This window comes from Puniceibacterium antarcticum, assembly GCF_002760615.1.
GTDB classification, from domain to species: domain Bacteria; phylum Pseudomonadota; class Alphaproteobacteria; order Rhodobacterales; family Rhodobacteraceae; genus Puniceibacterium; species Puniceibacterium antarcticum.
In genome coordinates this window covers 1-14,059 of sequence record NZ_AWWI01000033.1, presented here as the reverse complement: position 1 = coordinate 14,059, position 14,059 = coordinate 1, and the positions used below count along the sequence as shown (strand labels likewise).

General features: G+C 60.5%; 10 protein-coding genes and 3 pseudogenes. 2 read left to right on the top strand and 11 right to left on the bottom strand.

Annotation, left to right across the window (positions count from 1 at the left end):
- Positions 1-157 precede the first annotated feature (157 nt).
- The 6 genes from P775_RS03800 to kdpF all read right to left on the bottom strand — a co-directional run bounded on the left by P775_RS03800 (position 158) and on the right by kdpF (position 7,969).
- Complete coding sequence (locus P775_RS03800) at positions 158-844, bottom strand: response regulator (protein ID WP_099909717.1); 687 nt, start codon at positions 842-844, stop codon at positions 158-160.
- Entirely contained in the window at positions 841-3,501 is a 2,661-nt protein-coding gene (locus P775_RS03795) for a sensor histidine kinase (protein WP_099909716.1), read from the bottom strand. Before P775_RS03795 ends, P775_RS03800 begins: the two co-directional genes overlap by 4 nt.
- On the bottom strand, positions 3,502-4,050 hold the full coding sequence (locus P775_RS03790) for a potassium-transporting ATPase subunit C (protein WP_099909720.1): 549 nt from the start codon (positions 4,048-4,050) through the stop codon (positions 3,502-3,504).
- A 24-nt stretch (positions 4,051-4,074) separates the two neighbouring features.
- Positions 4,075-5,733, bottom strand: coding sequence for a potassium-transporting ATPase subunit KdpA (gene kdpA, locus P775_RS03785; protein WP_099909715.1), 1,659 nt, complete (start codon positions 5,731-5,733; stop codon positions 4,075-4,077).
- A 111-nt stretch (positions 5,734-5,844) separates the two neighbouring features.
- Positions 5,845-7,869, bottom strand: coding sequence for a potassium-transporting ATPase subunit KdpB (gene kdpB, locus P775_RS03780; protein ID WP_099909714.1), 2,025 nt, complete (start codon positions 7,867-7,869; stop codon positions 5,845-5,847).
- Between the two features lie 10 nt (positions 7,870-7,879).
- Positions 7,880-7,969: a K(+)-transporting ATPase subunit F gene (gene kdpF, locus P775_RS03775; RefSeq protein WP_099909713.1), complete on the bottom strand. Its 90-nt coding sequence runs from the start codon at positions 7,967-7,969 to the stop codon at positions 7,880-7,882.
- 212 nt (positions 7,970-8,181) lie between these two features.
- Between kdpF and P775_RS28770 the strand changes: the two are divergent.
- Positions 8,182-8,349, top strand: a pseudogene (locus P775_RS28770) (IS6 family transposase); the annotation flags it as partial.
- Between the two features lie 186 nt (positions 8,350-8,535).
- Here P775_RS28770 and P775_RS03770 read toward each other — a convergent pair.
- Together P775_RS03770 and P775_RS03765 are read right to left on the bottom strand one after the other, a co-directional pair.
- Positions 8,536-9,003: a nucleoside deaminase gene (locus P775_RS03770; RefSeq protein ID WP_218967620.1), complete on the bottom strand. Its 468-nt coding sequence runs from the start codon at positions 9,001-9,003 to the stop codon at positions 8,536-8,538.
- Between the two features lie 7 nt (positions 9,004-9,010).
- Positions 9,011-9,235, bottom strand: coding sequence for an oligopeptide/dipeptide ABC transporter ATP-binding protein (locus P775_RS03765; RefSeq protein WP_245875554.1), 225 nt, complete (start codon positions 9,233-9,235; stop codon positions 9,011-9,013).
- Positions 9,236-9,359: 124 nt separating this feature from the next.
- Here P775_RS03765 and P775_RS28765 point away from each other — a divergent pair.
- A pseudogene (locus P775_RS28765) lies at positions 9,360-9,978 on the top strand (transposase family protein); the annotation flags it as partial.
- 220 nt (positions 9,979-10,198) lie between these two features.
- On the opposite strand, the gene P775_RS03750 reads toward P775_RS28765, so the two are convergent.
- From P775_RS03750 to P775_RS29700, 3 genes and pseudogenes are all read right to left on the bottom strand, one after another.
- Positions 10,199-12,340, bottom strand: coding sequence for a TonB-dependent siderophore receptor (locus P775_RS03750; protein WP_245875553.1), 2,142 nt, complete (start codon positions 12,338-12,340; stop codon positions 10,199-10,201).
- A gap of 66 nt (positions 12,341-12,406) precedes the next feature.
- Complete coding sequence (locus P775_RS03745) at positions 12,407-13,285, bottom strand: AraC family transcriptional regulator (RefSeq protein ID WP_099909710.1); 879 nt, start codon at positions 13,283-13,285, stop codon at positions 12,407-12,409.
- Between the two features lie 273 nt (positions 13,286-13,558).
- Positions 13,559-13,847 (bottom strand): annotated as a pseudogene (locus P775_RS29700) (IS6 family transposase); the annotation flags it as partial.
- Positions 13,848-14,059: the final 212 nt, after the last annotated feature.

Below are 14,059 nucleotides of genomic sequence, written 5' to 3'. Positions count from 1 at the left end.
TCTCAACCGGAGGACCAAACTTGGCCACCCCAATTTCGAACGCATCGCGTGAAATCCGTCTTTGGTAGGGCTCGTTCCAGTCTCCTAACCCTTCATGCAACAAGGCCCCTATAACCCTCCATGTAACAACGCCCCTAAATCCGGTAGTCCATCTCAATCATGAATGGTCCGCAAGCCGGTATCCGATTCCAGGTTCGTTCATCAGCAGATGCGGGTCGCCCGGATCTTCTTCAAGTTTTGCTCGCAGGCTGCGGATCGCCACGCGTAGATATTCGACACTGTCCCTATGAGCAGGCCCCCAGACGGCTCCCAAAAGCTGGGCATGGGTTAGGACCTTTCCCACATTGATGGCCAACAGCTCCAGAAGTGCAAATTCTTTTGGAGTGAGTTTGACCTGTACGCCGTCGCGGGAGACGCTGTGTGCGTCAATATCGATCCGGATTCGGCCGGCGTCGACCTTGCCTGTTGCACCGTTGCCGACTGCCCGCCGACGCAGGCAGGATCGGACACGCGCGAGCAATTCATCAGTATCGAATGGCTTGGTGACATAATCGTCTGCCCCCAGATCCAGCGCTGCAACCTTCTCCTCGGTCGCGTCTCGGGCCGTCAAAACGATCACGGACAATCCGGCCACGCGCAAGGGTCCGATCAGTTCCAGCCCGTCTCGGTCCGGCAGTCCCAGATCTAGCAGAGCGAGGTCGCAGCGTGCGGTCTTGCGCAGGCCCTCGCCCCCTGTCTCGGCATGTTCGACGTTGTATCCCCCGCGCGTCAACGCAGCAGTGACCAGACGGCGGATTGCAAGCTCGTCTTCGATCACCAAGATACGGAATTGGGTTTTTGTCACATCGCCTCCTCTGTCACGTCTGCAAATATGGCCGCAGGGGGAAAGGCAATTGTGAACCTCGCCCCGCCGCCCCGAGCGTTCGAGGCCCGCACTTCAAGGCCCATGGCATCGGCGAAGCCCTTGACGATGGCGAGCCCCAGACCGGCACCACCTGTCCTGTCCGACCCCATGCCGCGAAAGAACCGCTCGAACACGATCCGTTCGGAGTCATGCGGCAGGCCCACACCATGATCGCGCACGCTCAGCGCCATCCAGCCCAGCCGACGCCGCGCCTGGATCTCGATTGGCATATCGTTGGGGGAATACTTGTGTGCGTTGTCCACGAGGTTCAACAAGGCGTGCTGCAACAGGACCGGGTCTGCCCGCAGCAGCGGCAGGGTGGCATCGACGTCTACCGTCACCGCGCGATCCTTGAGGACGCCGCGCATATCGTGCAGCGTGCCGCGAACGACATCGGTGAGATCAATGGGCTGCAGGTTGACGCGCACAGCGCCTTCCTCAATCCGGGTGACGTCCAGCAGATCACCGAGAAAGCTGTTCAAACGGCGGGCTTCGATCCTTATGGCATTCACTAGCGTCCCATCCGGGTCGCCGCCCGGCGTCAGCGCCTCTGCCGCAGCGATGACACCCGTCAAGGGTGTGCGTAGGTCGTGGCTGAGTGATGCAAGCAGCGTTGCCCGCAGGCTGTCGCGCTCGCGCGTAGCGCGCAGATCGCTCATGTCCTGTTCCAGTTTCAGACGCTCATGGGCCAATGCCGCCTGATCCAGCAGGCTGGCGGCAATCCCTGCCTTCTCGGCGGGGACGGGGTGCTGTCCGTCCTCGCGGCGCAGGGCCAGCACGCCGAGGATGCCCAGAGATGTGCGCAGCGGCCGGAATTGCCAGGCACTGCCGGTCAGGGTGTTGGTGCCGAAGCCCGTCGCATCGCCCTTGTCCAGCGCCCAGGCGGCCGCAGCACGGTCGGTCGGGTTCAGTGTCAAGCCGTCGGGTGTGCTGGCGGTGATCGTCACGCCGTCCGGCCCCTGCGCCAGCATCATGGCATCAACCGCCAAGATGCCTGCGATCTCCTCGCAGACGACACGGCCCGTGGCAGCGGCGTCGGACAAGGCCCCGAGGCGAGCCGCGAGGCGGGCGAGGGCTGCGTTTTCCCGCGCACTCTTGGCGTTCATCCGGGCGGTGACGCGCAGCCGGACGGCCAGCTGGCTGGTGACCAGACCGACGGCGATGAGGATAAAGACCGTGACCACGTTACGGGGGTCGTAGATGTTGAACGTAAGGACCGGTGGCAGGAAGAGAAAATTGTAAAGCGTTCCTGCCAGCAGCGCCGCGACAATGCTGGGCCAGCGGCCGAAGAAGAGGGCCGATACGATGACCGGCAACAGAAACAGCAGATCGACGCCCTGATATCCGATCCAGGCGTCGGCAACCTTGCCAAGAACCGCCGTTGCTCCGACCAGCGAAACCGCCCCGGAGAGGCCGAGCATAAGGTTCTCGGAGCGCAGCCGCGACCAGATTGTGGTCTGCGCCGCCTTCGTCTGGATCGGGATGACATGGATCGCCACATCGCCCGCAGCGGTCAGCAGATCGCCGACGACAGATCCGTGCTGCAGAGCAAACCAGCGGCTGCGGTGGCTTTTGCCGATGACCAGTTGGGTCGTGCGCATTTCACGGATCTGTTCCAGCAGTACATCGGACACGCTGGTGCCCGGAACGCTGACCAGCGTAGCGCCCAACTCCGCCGCGAGGGCCAGATTACGTCCGACCCGCCGACGCTGCCCTTCGCTGAAAGCCCCCTCACGGGGCGTCTCGACGTGAATGGCCGTCCAAGGTGCTCGTAAGGCGTCCGCAAGGCGCTTGGCAGCCCGGACGATGGCAGCAGAGCCGGGCTCTTCGCTGACGGCGACCAGCACCCGTTCGCCGACGGCCCAAGTGCCGGGAACGCCGCCTGCGCGCAGCTGGTCCAGCATCTGGCTGTCCACGGCCTGCGCCGCCCGGCGCAGAGCAAGCTCGCGCAGCGCCGACAGCTTGGTTTTGGTAAAGAAATTCTCCAGCGCGCGGTTGGCCTCTTGTGGCAGGTAGACTTTGCCCGCTTGCAGCCGCGCGATCAGGTCGTCGGGCGACAGGTCGATCACCTCGATCTCGGCATCCTCGAAGACGTGATCCGGCACCGTCTCTTGGACGCGGACCTGCGTGAAACCCCCGACAATATCATTCAGACTGTCGAGATGCTGAATGTTCACCGTCGTCCAAACATCCAGCCCGGCTTCCCGCAACTCTGCGATGTCCTGCCAGCGCTTTGGGTGGCGCGACCCAGGGGCGTTGGTGTGGGCCAGTTCATCGACCAGAACAAGGGCCGGGGCGCGTTCGAGGATGGCATCGAGGTCCATTTCGGTCAGGGTCTGCCCCCGATAGGCGATGCGGCGGCGCGGAACGATGTCAAGCGGCGCCAGCAGGGCCTCTGTTTCCGCGCGGCCGTGGGTTTCGGCAAGGCCGATCACAACATCAACCCCCTCCGCCTGTTTTTCGGCGCCCTTCGACAGCATCTCGAATGTTTTGCCAACGCCGGGGGCCGCCCCAAGGAAGATCTTCAAGGCACCGCGGCCTGCGCGGGTGGCCTCGCGCAGCAGGGCATCGGGCGAGGGGCGCAGATCTTCGTTCAATTATGCACCTGCATCAAGGGCGAGATTGAGATCCAGCACATTCACGATCCGCTCCTGCGTCAGTGGACCACCCGGAGCGAAGGCGAGCCGCTCGACGACCGACTGCACCGCGGCCGGGTCCATCCCCCGCGCCTGTGCGACACGTGGCACCTGAAAGAGCGCACCAGCGAGCGAGATATGAGGGTCGAGGCCCGCACCGGAAGCGGTGACGAGATCGGCGGGTATGGGCGCATCGACGCCATAGGCCGCGATGATCGCACTTGCCCGCGCGGTGATGGCGGGGTTGGCGGGCGACAGGTTCGACCCGCCAGCCCCTGCGGCGTTGTAATCCACTGCCGACGGGCGCGGCCAGAAATAACCAGGCGACGTGAAGGACTGCGCCACAAGGCGGCTGCCGATGATCTGCCCGCTGGCGTCGGTCAACAGAGAACCCTGTGCCGTTGCGGGTGTCACCGCCTGTGCCACACCCCAGATCAGGGCGGTGTAGCCTGCAACGCAGACCAGCATCGACGCGATCGCAACGCGTATGGAAGAGAGAATGTCGTTCATCATCGTGTTCCCCAGATAAGTTGATCAATACGCCAGCGACAGCTGTTCTGCCATCGGTCCAATCGCTGCTGCAGGTAAAAACGTCAGCGCGCCGAAGATGATGATCGTGATTGCCAGCATGGTGGCAAAGGTCGCATCCTCTACTCCCAGCGTGCCGACGCTTTCTGCCGCGCGCTGCTTGGTCATGAAGGACCCCGCGATGGCCAGCGGCAGGATGATGGGCACGAACCGCCCCAGCAGCATCACGATTCCTGTCGCGATGTTCCACTGGGCAGTGCCATCCCCCAGGCCTTCGAATCCGGACCCGTTGTTGGCGGCAGCAGACGTGAACTCATATAGAATCTCCGAAAAGCCATGCGCGCCGGGGTTGAGCGTGGTTGATTGCCCCCAGGGCGTTGCAGCGAAAAGCGCGGTGCCGCCAAGGATAAGGACCGCGTGCAGGAACAGCGCCATGACCGCCAGTTTAACCTCGCGTGCCTCAACGCGGTGACCCAGGTACTCGGGTGTTCGCCCCACCATCATCCCTGCCACGAAGACCGCGATAATGATGTAAACGAACATGTTGATCATGCCGACCCCGACACCGCCGAAGGTCGCGTTCAGCCACATCCCGATCATCGGGATCAGCCCGGTCAGAGGATTGAGGCTGTCGTGCATCGCCCCGACGGATCCGTTCGAAGTCGAAGATGTCAGCACCGCCCAGAGCGGGCCGGTTGTTGCGCCAAGGCGCAGTTCCTTGCCCTCGAGGTTGCCGAGGGTCTGTTCGACCGGAAGGTCGCGCAGGGCATAGGTGGGCGCGCTTTCGAACCAGACCGAGCTGGCGATCTTCGCGATCAGAAAGACCAGCATCACCGAAAAAATCACCGCCGCATGGCGTTGGCGTCCAATGATCCGCCCGAACATCCAGACGCAAGCCATCGGGATCAGGATGATCGCGATCATTGATACCAGGTTGGTCCAGAAGCTGGGGTTTTCCAGCGGATGTGTGGCGTTGGGTCCGAAGTAGCCGCCACCGTTGGTGCCAAGCTGCTTGATCGCCAGAAACACCGCCACCGGCCCTCGTGCGATTGTCTGGGTGGCACCCTCCAGCGTGACCGCCTGTGCAGCCCCCTGCAGGGTCATCGGAACGCCCATCAGCACCATGTAACCGGCCACTAGCACCGCCAGAGGTAGTAGCACAAGAAAGGTTGCGCGTTGCACGTCGATCATGAAATGTCCCATGGTTTCGCGTCCCGCGATACCACGCGCCAGTGCGGCCAGCGCCGCAATGCCAGTGGCGGCAGATACGAACTGAAGCCACATGAGCGCGGCAAGCTGCGACAGGTAGCTCATCGACACCTCACCGGAATAGTGCTGCAGGTTGGTGTTGGTGGTAAAGCTCGCCGCAGTGTTGAACGCAAGATGTGCATCCAACGCACCCTTTGTGTCGGGGTTCAGCGCGAGGAACTGCTGTAGGGACAGGATGGCAAAGCAGATTGTGAACATTGCCACGTTGAAGATCAGCAGTGAGGCGACATAGCTGCGCCAGTCCTGCATACCCCGCGCGCCAGAAATGCGCTCAAAGAGGTTGGTGGGGCCGTTGTTTCCGGCCGGGTCCATCGCCCAGGCCATGTAGCGGCCCAATGGCCATGACAGCAGCGCGGTGCCGCCGACGATAAGCGTCGAGAGAAAAATGGGGTCCATTTCGGTTTCCTCAGGGATGAGTCAGCCACGCGCCGCAAGGGCGACGATGACAGCAAGCAGGGCAAAGACGGCATAGCCGAGCAGAAGATACAAAAGGGTCATGGCGACACCTCACGCCAGACCAAGGGCTGCGACAGCGAGGTCGATCCCCTTGATGCCGATAAAGGGAACGATCAGCCCGCCAAGGCCGTAAAGGCCGAGGTTGCCGATCAGTTGGCGCGAGGCGCTGCGCGGTTTGTAGGCGACACCGCGCAGCGCCAGCGGCACGAGACAGGGGATGATCAGCGCGTTGAAGATCACCGCCGAGAGGATTGCGCTTTGCGGACTGGTCAGGCCCATTACATTCAGAGTGCCAAGACCGGGATAGAGCGCCACAAAGATCGCGGGCAGGATGGCAAAATATTTGGCGACATCGTTGGAGATGCTGAACGTCGTCAGCGCGCCCCGCGTCATCAGCAATTGTTTGCCCAGACCCACGATCTCGATCAGCTTCGTGGGATTGTTGTCCAGATCAACCATGTTGCCCGCCTCGCGCGCCGCCTGCGTGCCGGTGTTCATTGCCACACCCACATCTGCCTGCGCCAAGGCAGGTGCATCGTTGGTACCGTCGCCGCACATCGCGACAAGGCGGCCGCCGGACTGTTCCTTGCGGATCAACTCCAGCTTGTCCTCGGGCGTCGCCTCGGCCAGGAAGTCGTCCACACCGGATTCTGCGGCGATGGCGGCGGCGGTCAGGGGATTGTCCCCGGTGATCATCACCGTGCGGATTCCCATGCGCCGCAGCTCGGCAAAGCGCTCCTTGATACCGGTCTTGATGATGTCCTTCAGGTGGACGGCCCCCAGAAGACGGGTGCCATCGCTGACTGCCAGCGGCGTGCCGCCATCGCGCGCGATGCGGTCAGTCACCTGCCGCAGTGCCTGTGTGGCTCGGGCATCGAAAGGATGCAGTTTCAGCACCGCATCCACCGCGCCCTTCCGAACCTCTCGCCCATCGGCATCAATACCCGACACGCGGGTCTGCGCGGTGAAGGTCACGACCTCGGCCCCTGCGGGCTGGGTCGCCTCCATGCCCTGCGCGCGGGCCAGTGCCACGATGGACCGCCCCTCTGGTGTCTCGTCCGCAAGGCTGGCCAGCATCGCCGCCTCAACCAGATCGCCTTGTGCCACACCCGGCAGGGCCACGAATTCACTCGCCTGCCGGTCGCCCAGCGTGATGGTGCCGGTCTTGTCGAGCAGCAGCACGTCGATGTCGCCCGCCGCCTCGACCGCGCGGCCAGATTTGGCCAAAACGTTGAACCGCACAAGCCGGTCCATCCCGGCGATGCCGATGGCCGACAACAGCGCAGAAATCGTCGTGGGGATCAGTGCCACGAAAAGCGCCACCAGCACCGGGACAGAAATTGTCTGTCCGGCATATGCCGTAAACGCCGGCAGCGTGCCGACGGCGACCAGAAAGATCAGCGTAAGGCCGGTCAGCAAAAGTGTCAGCGCGACCTCGTTCGGCGTCTTGGCCCGAGACGCGCCTTCAACCAGCGCGATCATCCGGTCTATAAAGCCCTGACCCGGCTCTGCTGTGACCCGCACCGTGATGCCATCCGACAGGACGCGCGTGCCAGCCGTCACCGCGGACCTGTCGCCACCTGCCTCGCGGATGACGGGCGCACTTTCGCCGGTGATCGCGGCCTCGTTGACCGAGGCGACGCCAGCGATCACCTCGCCGTCGGCGGGGATCAACTCGTCGGTTTCCACCCGGACCAGATCACCCTTGCGCAGCGCGCTGGCCGGGACCTTCTCCTGCTGTTCTCCGTCGATTCTTCGGCCGGTCAGTTCCGCCTTCGTGGACCGTAGCGCCGCCGCCTGCGCCTTGCCGCGCCCCTCGGCCAGCGCCTCGGCGAGGTTCCCGAACAAGACCGTGAGCCACAGCCAGATCACCAGTTGCAATTGAAAGAAAGTGTCTTCCGCCCCGGCGACAAGCGATCGGAGCGCCAGCACTGTGGCCAACAAGGCCACCACGGCGGTGGTGAACATGACCGGGTTGCGGTAGAGCTCCCTTGGGTCAAGCTTGCGCACCGCATCGCGTAAAGCGGGCTTCAGAAGTTCTGAGGTGAACAGCGAAGCGGAGGATGTCTTGCTCATGTCGCCCTCCTCAGAATCGTTCAGGGCGTGCCAGAACGGCTAGCAAATAGACAGCAAGTCCGATGGCCACGATGGCACCGAGCACAAGATCGAACGTCATGACAATGTCCCATGATGAAGGTCCGAATCCGGACCGGGTGATGTGCAATGTGCCATCAGCCCGCATAAAGATGCGCGGTGGGTCACGGTGGCTTGCCGTAAAATTTGCATAAAGATTTTAGGGGCGGAGGTTCGGGTCGAATCCTCAGAAATGCATTTCGCCGACTTTGTCAGCCTCTTCGCGCTGCGCTGTCTCACGCTTAGCGCTTTGGCTTGGCCAGCCAACTTTTGTTATGCAGTCCGAAGGGTTTTCGCTTCTCCATCTTCATTAGCTCCTATGCCTTGCGCGTGCACCATCGGATTGCGTTGAACCCGCGTGATGTTGAGGATCTCTTGGACGAGCGGGGCGTGTCCGTCTCTTATGAAAGCATCTGCTTGTGGTGCCAGGTAATTTTAGACCGGTCTTGTATGAACACCCGTCGAAATGGCGTCGTCCCTCGCGGCCTGAGCCTCTGGCCGCAGCGCATCCAGCCCCGTGCTCGCCGCTTCGCCATCCCCTGCCTCCTCGATCACGGGCTGTCCGTCTGGCGCGCTGCCAAAACGATGGGGCCGTTCATGGCCTCTATCTTATTGGGGTCGAGGCCGAGCAGGCGCATGATCAGATCCGCGAGCGGGCAAGGCTAACCCAGTCATGCAGGATGGCCGTGGACTCTGCGTCCAGCTGCTGCTCTGTGGACATGATCCGTTCTGCGACTGGGCAGCCTCTGACAGCTCCGCTATGGCGGTCCCTGCCTGATCCATGTCAGCAGTGTAATATAGCGCGGCAAAACCCGCGATGTTCATCGCCGCCACGCAGAGAGCAAAGGGTTCGCAGCTGGAATAGAGCGCGCAGCGCCGCAGATCGACTGTCCGCAGGTTGCGGCAGGCGTCGCGGATCGCCTCGGTTTCGCCATGCGAGGTCGTTACATGGTTCATCACCGACCGGTTGATGCCCTCGCCGACGATCTTGCCGGCCTTGACGATGATCGCCCCGAAAGGTTCGGTTCCGGGGATGTCGCGCGCGCCTGCGGAAATCTTAATGGCCCGAAGCAGCAAGGCTTCCTCAGATATCCTTCGCTCCTTCTTCAGCGGCAAAATATCTGACGCGGCGATTATGGGTCTCAATCCAGCGCTGCGGGCGTTCGGTCTTGCAGTGATCAAAGGCCAGCGGACAGCGAGGGTGAAAGCTGCACCCCGAGGGCGACGATACCGGCGACGGCACCTCGCCCCCCATCATAATGCGGTTGCGCTTGGGGGCTTCGAAGTCGGGGATCGTTTCTGGCAGCAATCGCGTATGCGGGATTTCACGCTTGCCGGATGGTGAAAGGGGACAAGCCGAAGTGGCAGCGCTTCAAACGCTATCCCATCCATTGCTCGGCAGGCGCATGCACAGCATGCTGACGAAAAGGGTCTACTCCCATATCGATATCGCAGACGTCCAGACCGCCTATGGCAAGCACTACCCGATTGTCGGCATTGACCGAATAAGCAAGTTTGCTTTCACCCAGTTCGTCGAAAGGGCGGCGAAGACGGCCACCGCTCAGTTATGGCGCGCCTTGATCGCTGCCGTTCCTTACTGGCTGCACACTGTGCTGACCCCCATCTCGGATTCATGTTTCGCATGACCCTGCTGGGCAATCGATAACGGTGTCCAACTGACAAATCGAAGCCGCGAAATCAGTGTCTTCAAACACATCTTTGACCGCGTGCTCTGGGAACTTAAGATCGAGTATAGGCTGACAAATGTTGAGCGGATCAGGAAATGACCCGGGGGATCGTTTCCCCGTTGAACGTCAAGCGCTTCCATTATGACGACAACAACCAGCTCCGCACCCATCTGGCCGACTTCATCTTGCGTTGGGACCAATGGTCCTCCGGACCGTTGGTCAATCCCTCCTCACCTACAATTTCGCGTGCAGGCTCAAAACCCTCAGCGGCCTCACGCCCTACGAATACATCTGCAAAATCTGGACATCCGAGCCAAACAGATTCATCCTGAGCACGAAACACCAGATGCCGGGATCAAGCACTTTTCATTCACCACAATCGCACATTGCGATGCCGACAAAGAACGACAGCCAAGCAACCGAATGGCGCTCAACGTGAAAACAGCCACCGACAATGTGCGATTATGCGCCTATCTGATAAGATCGGCGGTTCTATTGCGATCCTACCACAATTTCTGAGTGTCGCGTTAAAAACAAAAGGGCAGCCCGCATAGGTACGGCGCTTGGTTTCGGGGTCATGGCGTTCAGAAACGTGATGTAACTGAAATGCTGATTTCTCGCCCTGATCCGTAGGAACAGACATATGCGGTCTGGCATCCGGTCACATACCGTTCGTCTGTCAGGTTGGTCACGCTCAGATTGCCCACAAACCCGTTGTCGAAGGCATAGCTGGCGGCCAGATCATAGGCGGTCGAACTGGGCACTTTGAGCGTGTTGGCGGGATCAGCATAGCTTTCGCCGCGATACCGCACACCCAGTCCCACGGATAAACCTTCCAGATCCCCGACAAAGGCATGTTGTGCAAAAAGCGACAGTTCCTGTTTCGGGTTCAGCGTCGGCGCCTTGCCGACAATTGCCGAATTGCTGTCTTTGGTCACCTCCAGATCCAGGAAGGTTGCGGCCCCGGCTAGCGTCAGACCATTGCCAAAATCATACTTACCCTCGACTTCAAACCCGCGAGAGCGGACTTCGCCGATCTGTGACTGGTTTGGAGAAATGCCGGTCACGACATTCTCCTGCTCGATCTGGAACGCTGCCGCAGAAAGAGAGAAGTTGTTGCCCTGCGGTGCCCATTTGAGGCCCAGTTCTATTTGTTGGCCTGTTTCGGGTTTGCTCACACCGCTGGACGGGGATGCGGCCAGTGGATTGAAGAAGCTGGAAAATGACGCATAAGGAGTCAGCCCGCTGGTGGTTTCATAGGCCAGAGCGGCACGGTAGGAAGTTTCTGAATCATTGCGCGAGAAGGCGCCTGAACCGTCCTGCTCAGTCCAGACAAAATCGTGCCGCAGATTAACGGTGCCGATCCAGCCGCCCCCCCAGCGCATCTGGTCCTGAAAATAGAGTCCGATCTGACTTTGTGTGGTGACAGCGTCCTGATAGGGTGCCCCCAGAACAGGGGTGCCCGGATTCGATGGATCGACTACCGAATTTGTGCCAATGCCCGACGCTTGGGTTTCATCAAGCCAGTAATACCGCGCATCCAGCCCAAAAAGCATATCATGCGAAACCGTTCCGGCATCCACCGTCCCGTAATAGCGCAAGTCGGTCTGGGCAGTGCGCACCTGCGTGTCATGTTCGAACGCAATCAGGCTGAGCGTGCCGTCGGCATCCGTGGGGGTAGTCGAATAACCGGCATAACCGAAGGGATAATAATACCGCTCTTCGATATGGGCGACGCCAAGGCGGCCGATCCCGGTAAAAGTAAAGCCATTGTCCATCTCACGTTCGACAATCGCACTTACAGAGGCCTGCTTGCGCGAATAGCTGTCCCAGTCCGAATCCGAGAAGTTGGCATTCGGATCAATGTAGCCAAACTCGGGCGTCGATTCGACAGTGCCCTCATATGGCAGAAAGCTGCTGCCATTATGCTGTTCGTCGGCATAATGGATATTGGCAAGTAAGGTGACGTCGGTGCCGCCATCAGTGGTAAACTTGAAAGACGGTGCCAGCGTGCCGCGAAAGCCGTTGTTCAAGTCGTCGTATTTGTCGCCGCCTTCCAGCCGCCCAGTCAGGCGGTAGGAGCGTTCGTTGCTAAGGTCGTCGCCAAAGTCGAACTCTGTCCATGCACCTGTGGCATCATTCGCGCCAAAGGTCAGCTCGCGCACCCGCCCCCCGGGTCTTTTGGACACATAGTTAACGATGCCACCCGGATTCGAGCCGCCGTAAAGCGAGGAGGACGGGCCGCGCAGAACCTCGATACGTTCCAGCGTATAGGGATCGATAAAAAAGGATCCGAAGGCGAAGGCCAGGTTTTGTGCATTGTCGAGGTAGATACCTGTCTGGTCAGCCTGAAAGCCGCGGATCCGAAGCCAGTCGTAATCGTCATCATCGCCGAAAACATCCGTAGAGACGCCTGCCGTATAGCGCAGCGCCTCGCTCACCCGGCTGGAACTGAATCTGTCGATCTCCTCGCGCCCCAGAACGGATACAGATTGTGGAATTTCGCTTAGAACCAGCGGCACTTTCGATCCGGTGACTGTGGGGGGATTCTTGTCCCCGTTCACCGGCCCGGTGGCGTCTTCCTGGTATTGCAGGACGATCGCCTCTAGCTCAAAGGTTTCGTTCGCGGACTGCGCGAGAGCGCCGGGAGCGGCTGACATCATCAAAAGCGCGGTCAGTGTCATCCGCCCAATTGGGGCAGATGTGTTTTGGGAATACTCGGTCATGGCGTCCTTCTTGGGTGCGGCCGACAAGGGCAGCGGCTGGGAGACTCCAAAGACTGATAAAAATAGTCAGGTAGAGATGTCTTGTAAATTCGGCCCGACCGCGCCCGAACTCTGTTCTTTTATCCAAAAGCCGGGAGCGAGGCCGGTTGCGGCCTTAAAAACGCGGTTAAAATGAGCCTGATCCGCAAAGCCAGTCGCGTCAGCCACCTGCACGAAGGGTACGCCTTGTTTCAGCAGCTGCTTGGCGTGGGCAATCTTCATTTGCATCACCCACTGATAGGGCGATGTCCCCATAGCGGCGCGGAACTCCCGGTTGAAACCCGTGCGCGACATGCAGGATAGTGTCGCAAGCTGATCAACTGAAATTCGTTGTTCCATGTTGCGCCGCACATAAAGGGCAACGTCCGCGAAAGCGGCCTGCTGCGCGCTGTAGGGTCGAGTCATGGTGCGGGCGTGGTGAAAAAACTCGACGATCAGCGCCTCGGCGAGTCGTTCGGTATGCTGAGCCGATCTGCACGGGCGGTCGGTTTCCTCGGTCAGTAGCGCGGTGAGTCCTGCCAATACGCCCGCCTCTGGCAGAAAAACCGGTCTGTGAAGCGGCGTGTCTGGGCCGGTGATCTGCAAGAGGCGGCGATGGGACAGGTGAAGGTCGAGATGTCGCAATTCTCCCGACTGCGCCATTCGCCCCCATACTTCGAGGCCGCCGGGAATATAGCAGCAGGCGCAGATCTGCGGTGCTGCCTGCCGGTCCGTCGTCAGCGACAGCTGACGACCGTCGAGAATAAAGACAAACCTTGGATGCATGGACACATAGCGTCCCCCAGCCTGCGCACGGACCCGCACACGCCAGTGGTCTATCGTCATTTGATCAAAGCTCAGGCAACGCACAGCGCAGAGCGGTTCAAACCCCTGCACCGAGGCGTACATCCTGGGATGAAATGACATGGCCCCAGCCCTCTTGTTAAATTCACCTGATGGCTGTTCCGGCTTGCATTTCTTCGGAGAGCTGTCGGCTCTCCACTCTTTGGAAAGCCGTCGTCAGTCACCAAATACAATTCCTAGCTGCACAGACCCAAGTCGGGTCTGACATGCTAGAAGGCTGGATTTTGCTGATATGTCGATATCCTCACCATTGGTGGTGATGCAAGCTCAGATACACTCGGCACGATGTTGTCGCTGTAACGCGCCGCGTTCGCAAATTGGCTGGCCGGTTCTGCATCAATCAAGGTTGCCAGCAGCTTGCCATGCCTCAAATGCTTGCAGTCGGTGGCACCGGATGGCGGCGGCAAACCGACGGCGCGCTGGTACGGAGAAGGAATTGCGGGTTGCGGAGTATCTTCAAACGAAGCGTTTTAGACCCGCCGGGTGATCGGAAGCCCTGCATCGCCCTCTCCCGTTTGCAAAACGGGAGAGGGCTTTTCCGCTGCGGTCATTGAGCCACTTTTGGACCATTGTTTGAGGCTGGGCGCAACGTCGCGCCTTTCGGCTCATAGGAGCGCAGTTTCTCCGCTGCCCGGCAGTGCATTGCGAAGCAATGTCACGAGAGGGGGGAACTATCCATTTGGGCGCGAAGCCCCTAGGGCCTGTGGACAATCATCTTGAGGCTATGAGTGCTGCTACGAGATTCCAACACGCTACGTAGCTGCAGTCGGTTTGCTCAGACTACACGACACTGGACGCATGTTGCGGATTTTGGGGCTGGTGCCGACCGGCGAGATG

Bases quoted from the DNA above. Each gene is read 5' to 3' on its own strand.
- P775_RS03790 (WP_099909720.1), bottom strand. From the start codon at position 4,050: ATGAACGACATTCTCTCTTCCATACGCGTTGCGATCGCGTCGATGCTG.
- P775_RS03745 (WP_099909710.1), bottom strand. From the start codon at position 13,285: ATGTCATTTCATCCCAGGATGTACGCCTCGGTGCAGGGGTTTGAACCG.
- kdpA (WP_099909715.1), bottom strand. From the start codon at position 5,733: ATGGACCCCATTTTTCTCTCGACGCTTATCGTCGGCGGCACCGCGCTG.
- P775_RS03750 (WP_245875553.1), bottom strand. From the start codon at position 12,340: ATGACCGAGTATTCCCAAAACACATCTGCCCCAATTGGGCGGATGACA.
- kdpB (WP_099909714.1), bottom strand. From the start codon at position 7,869: ATGAGCAAGACATCCTCCGCTTCGCTGTTCACCTCAGAACTTCTGAAG.
- kdpF (WP_099909713.1), bottom strand. From the start codon at position 7,969: ATGACGTTCGATCTTGTGCTCGGTGCCATCGTGGCCATCGGACTTGCT.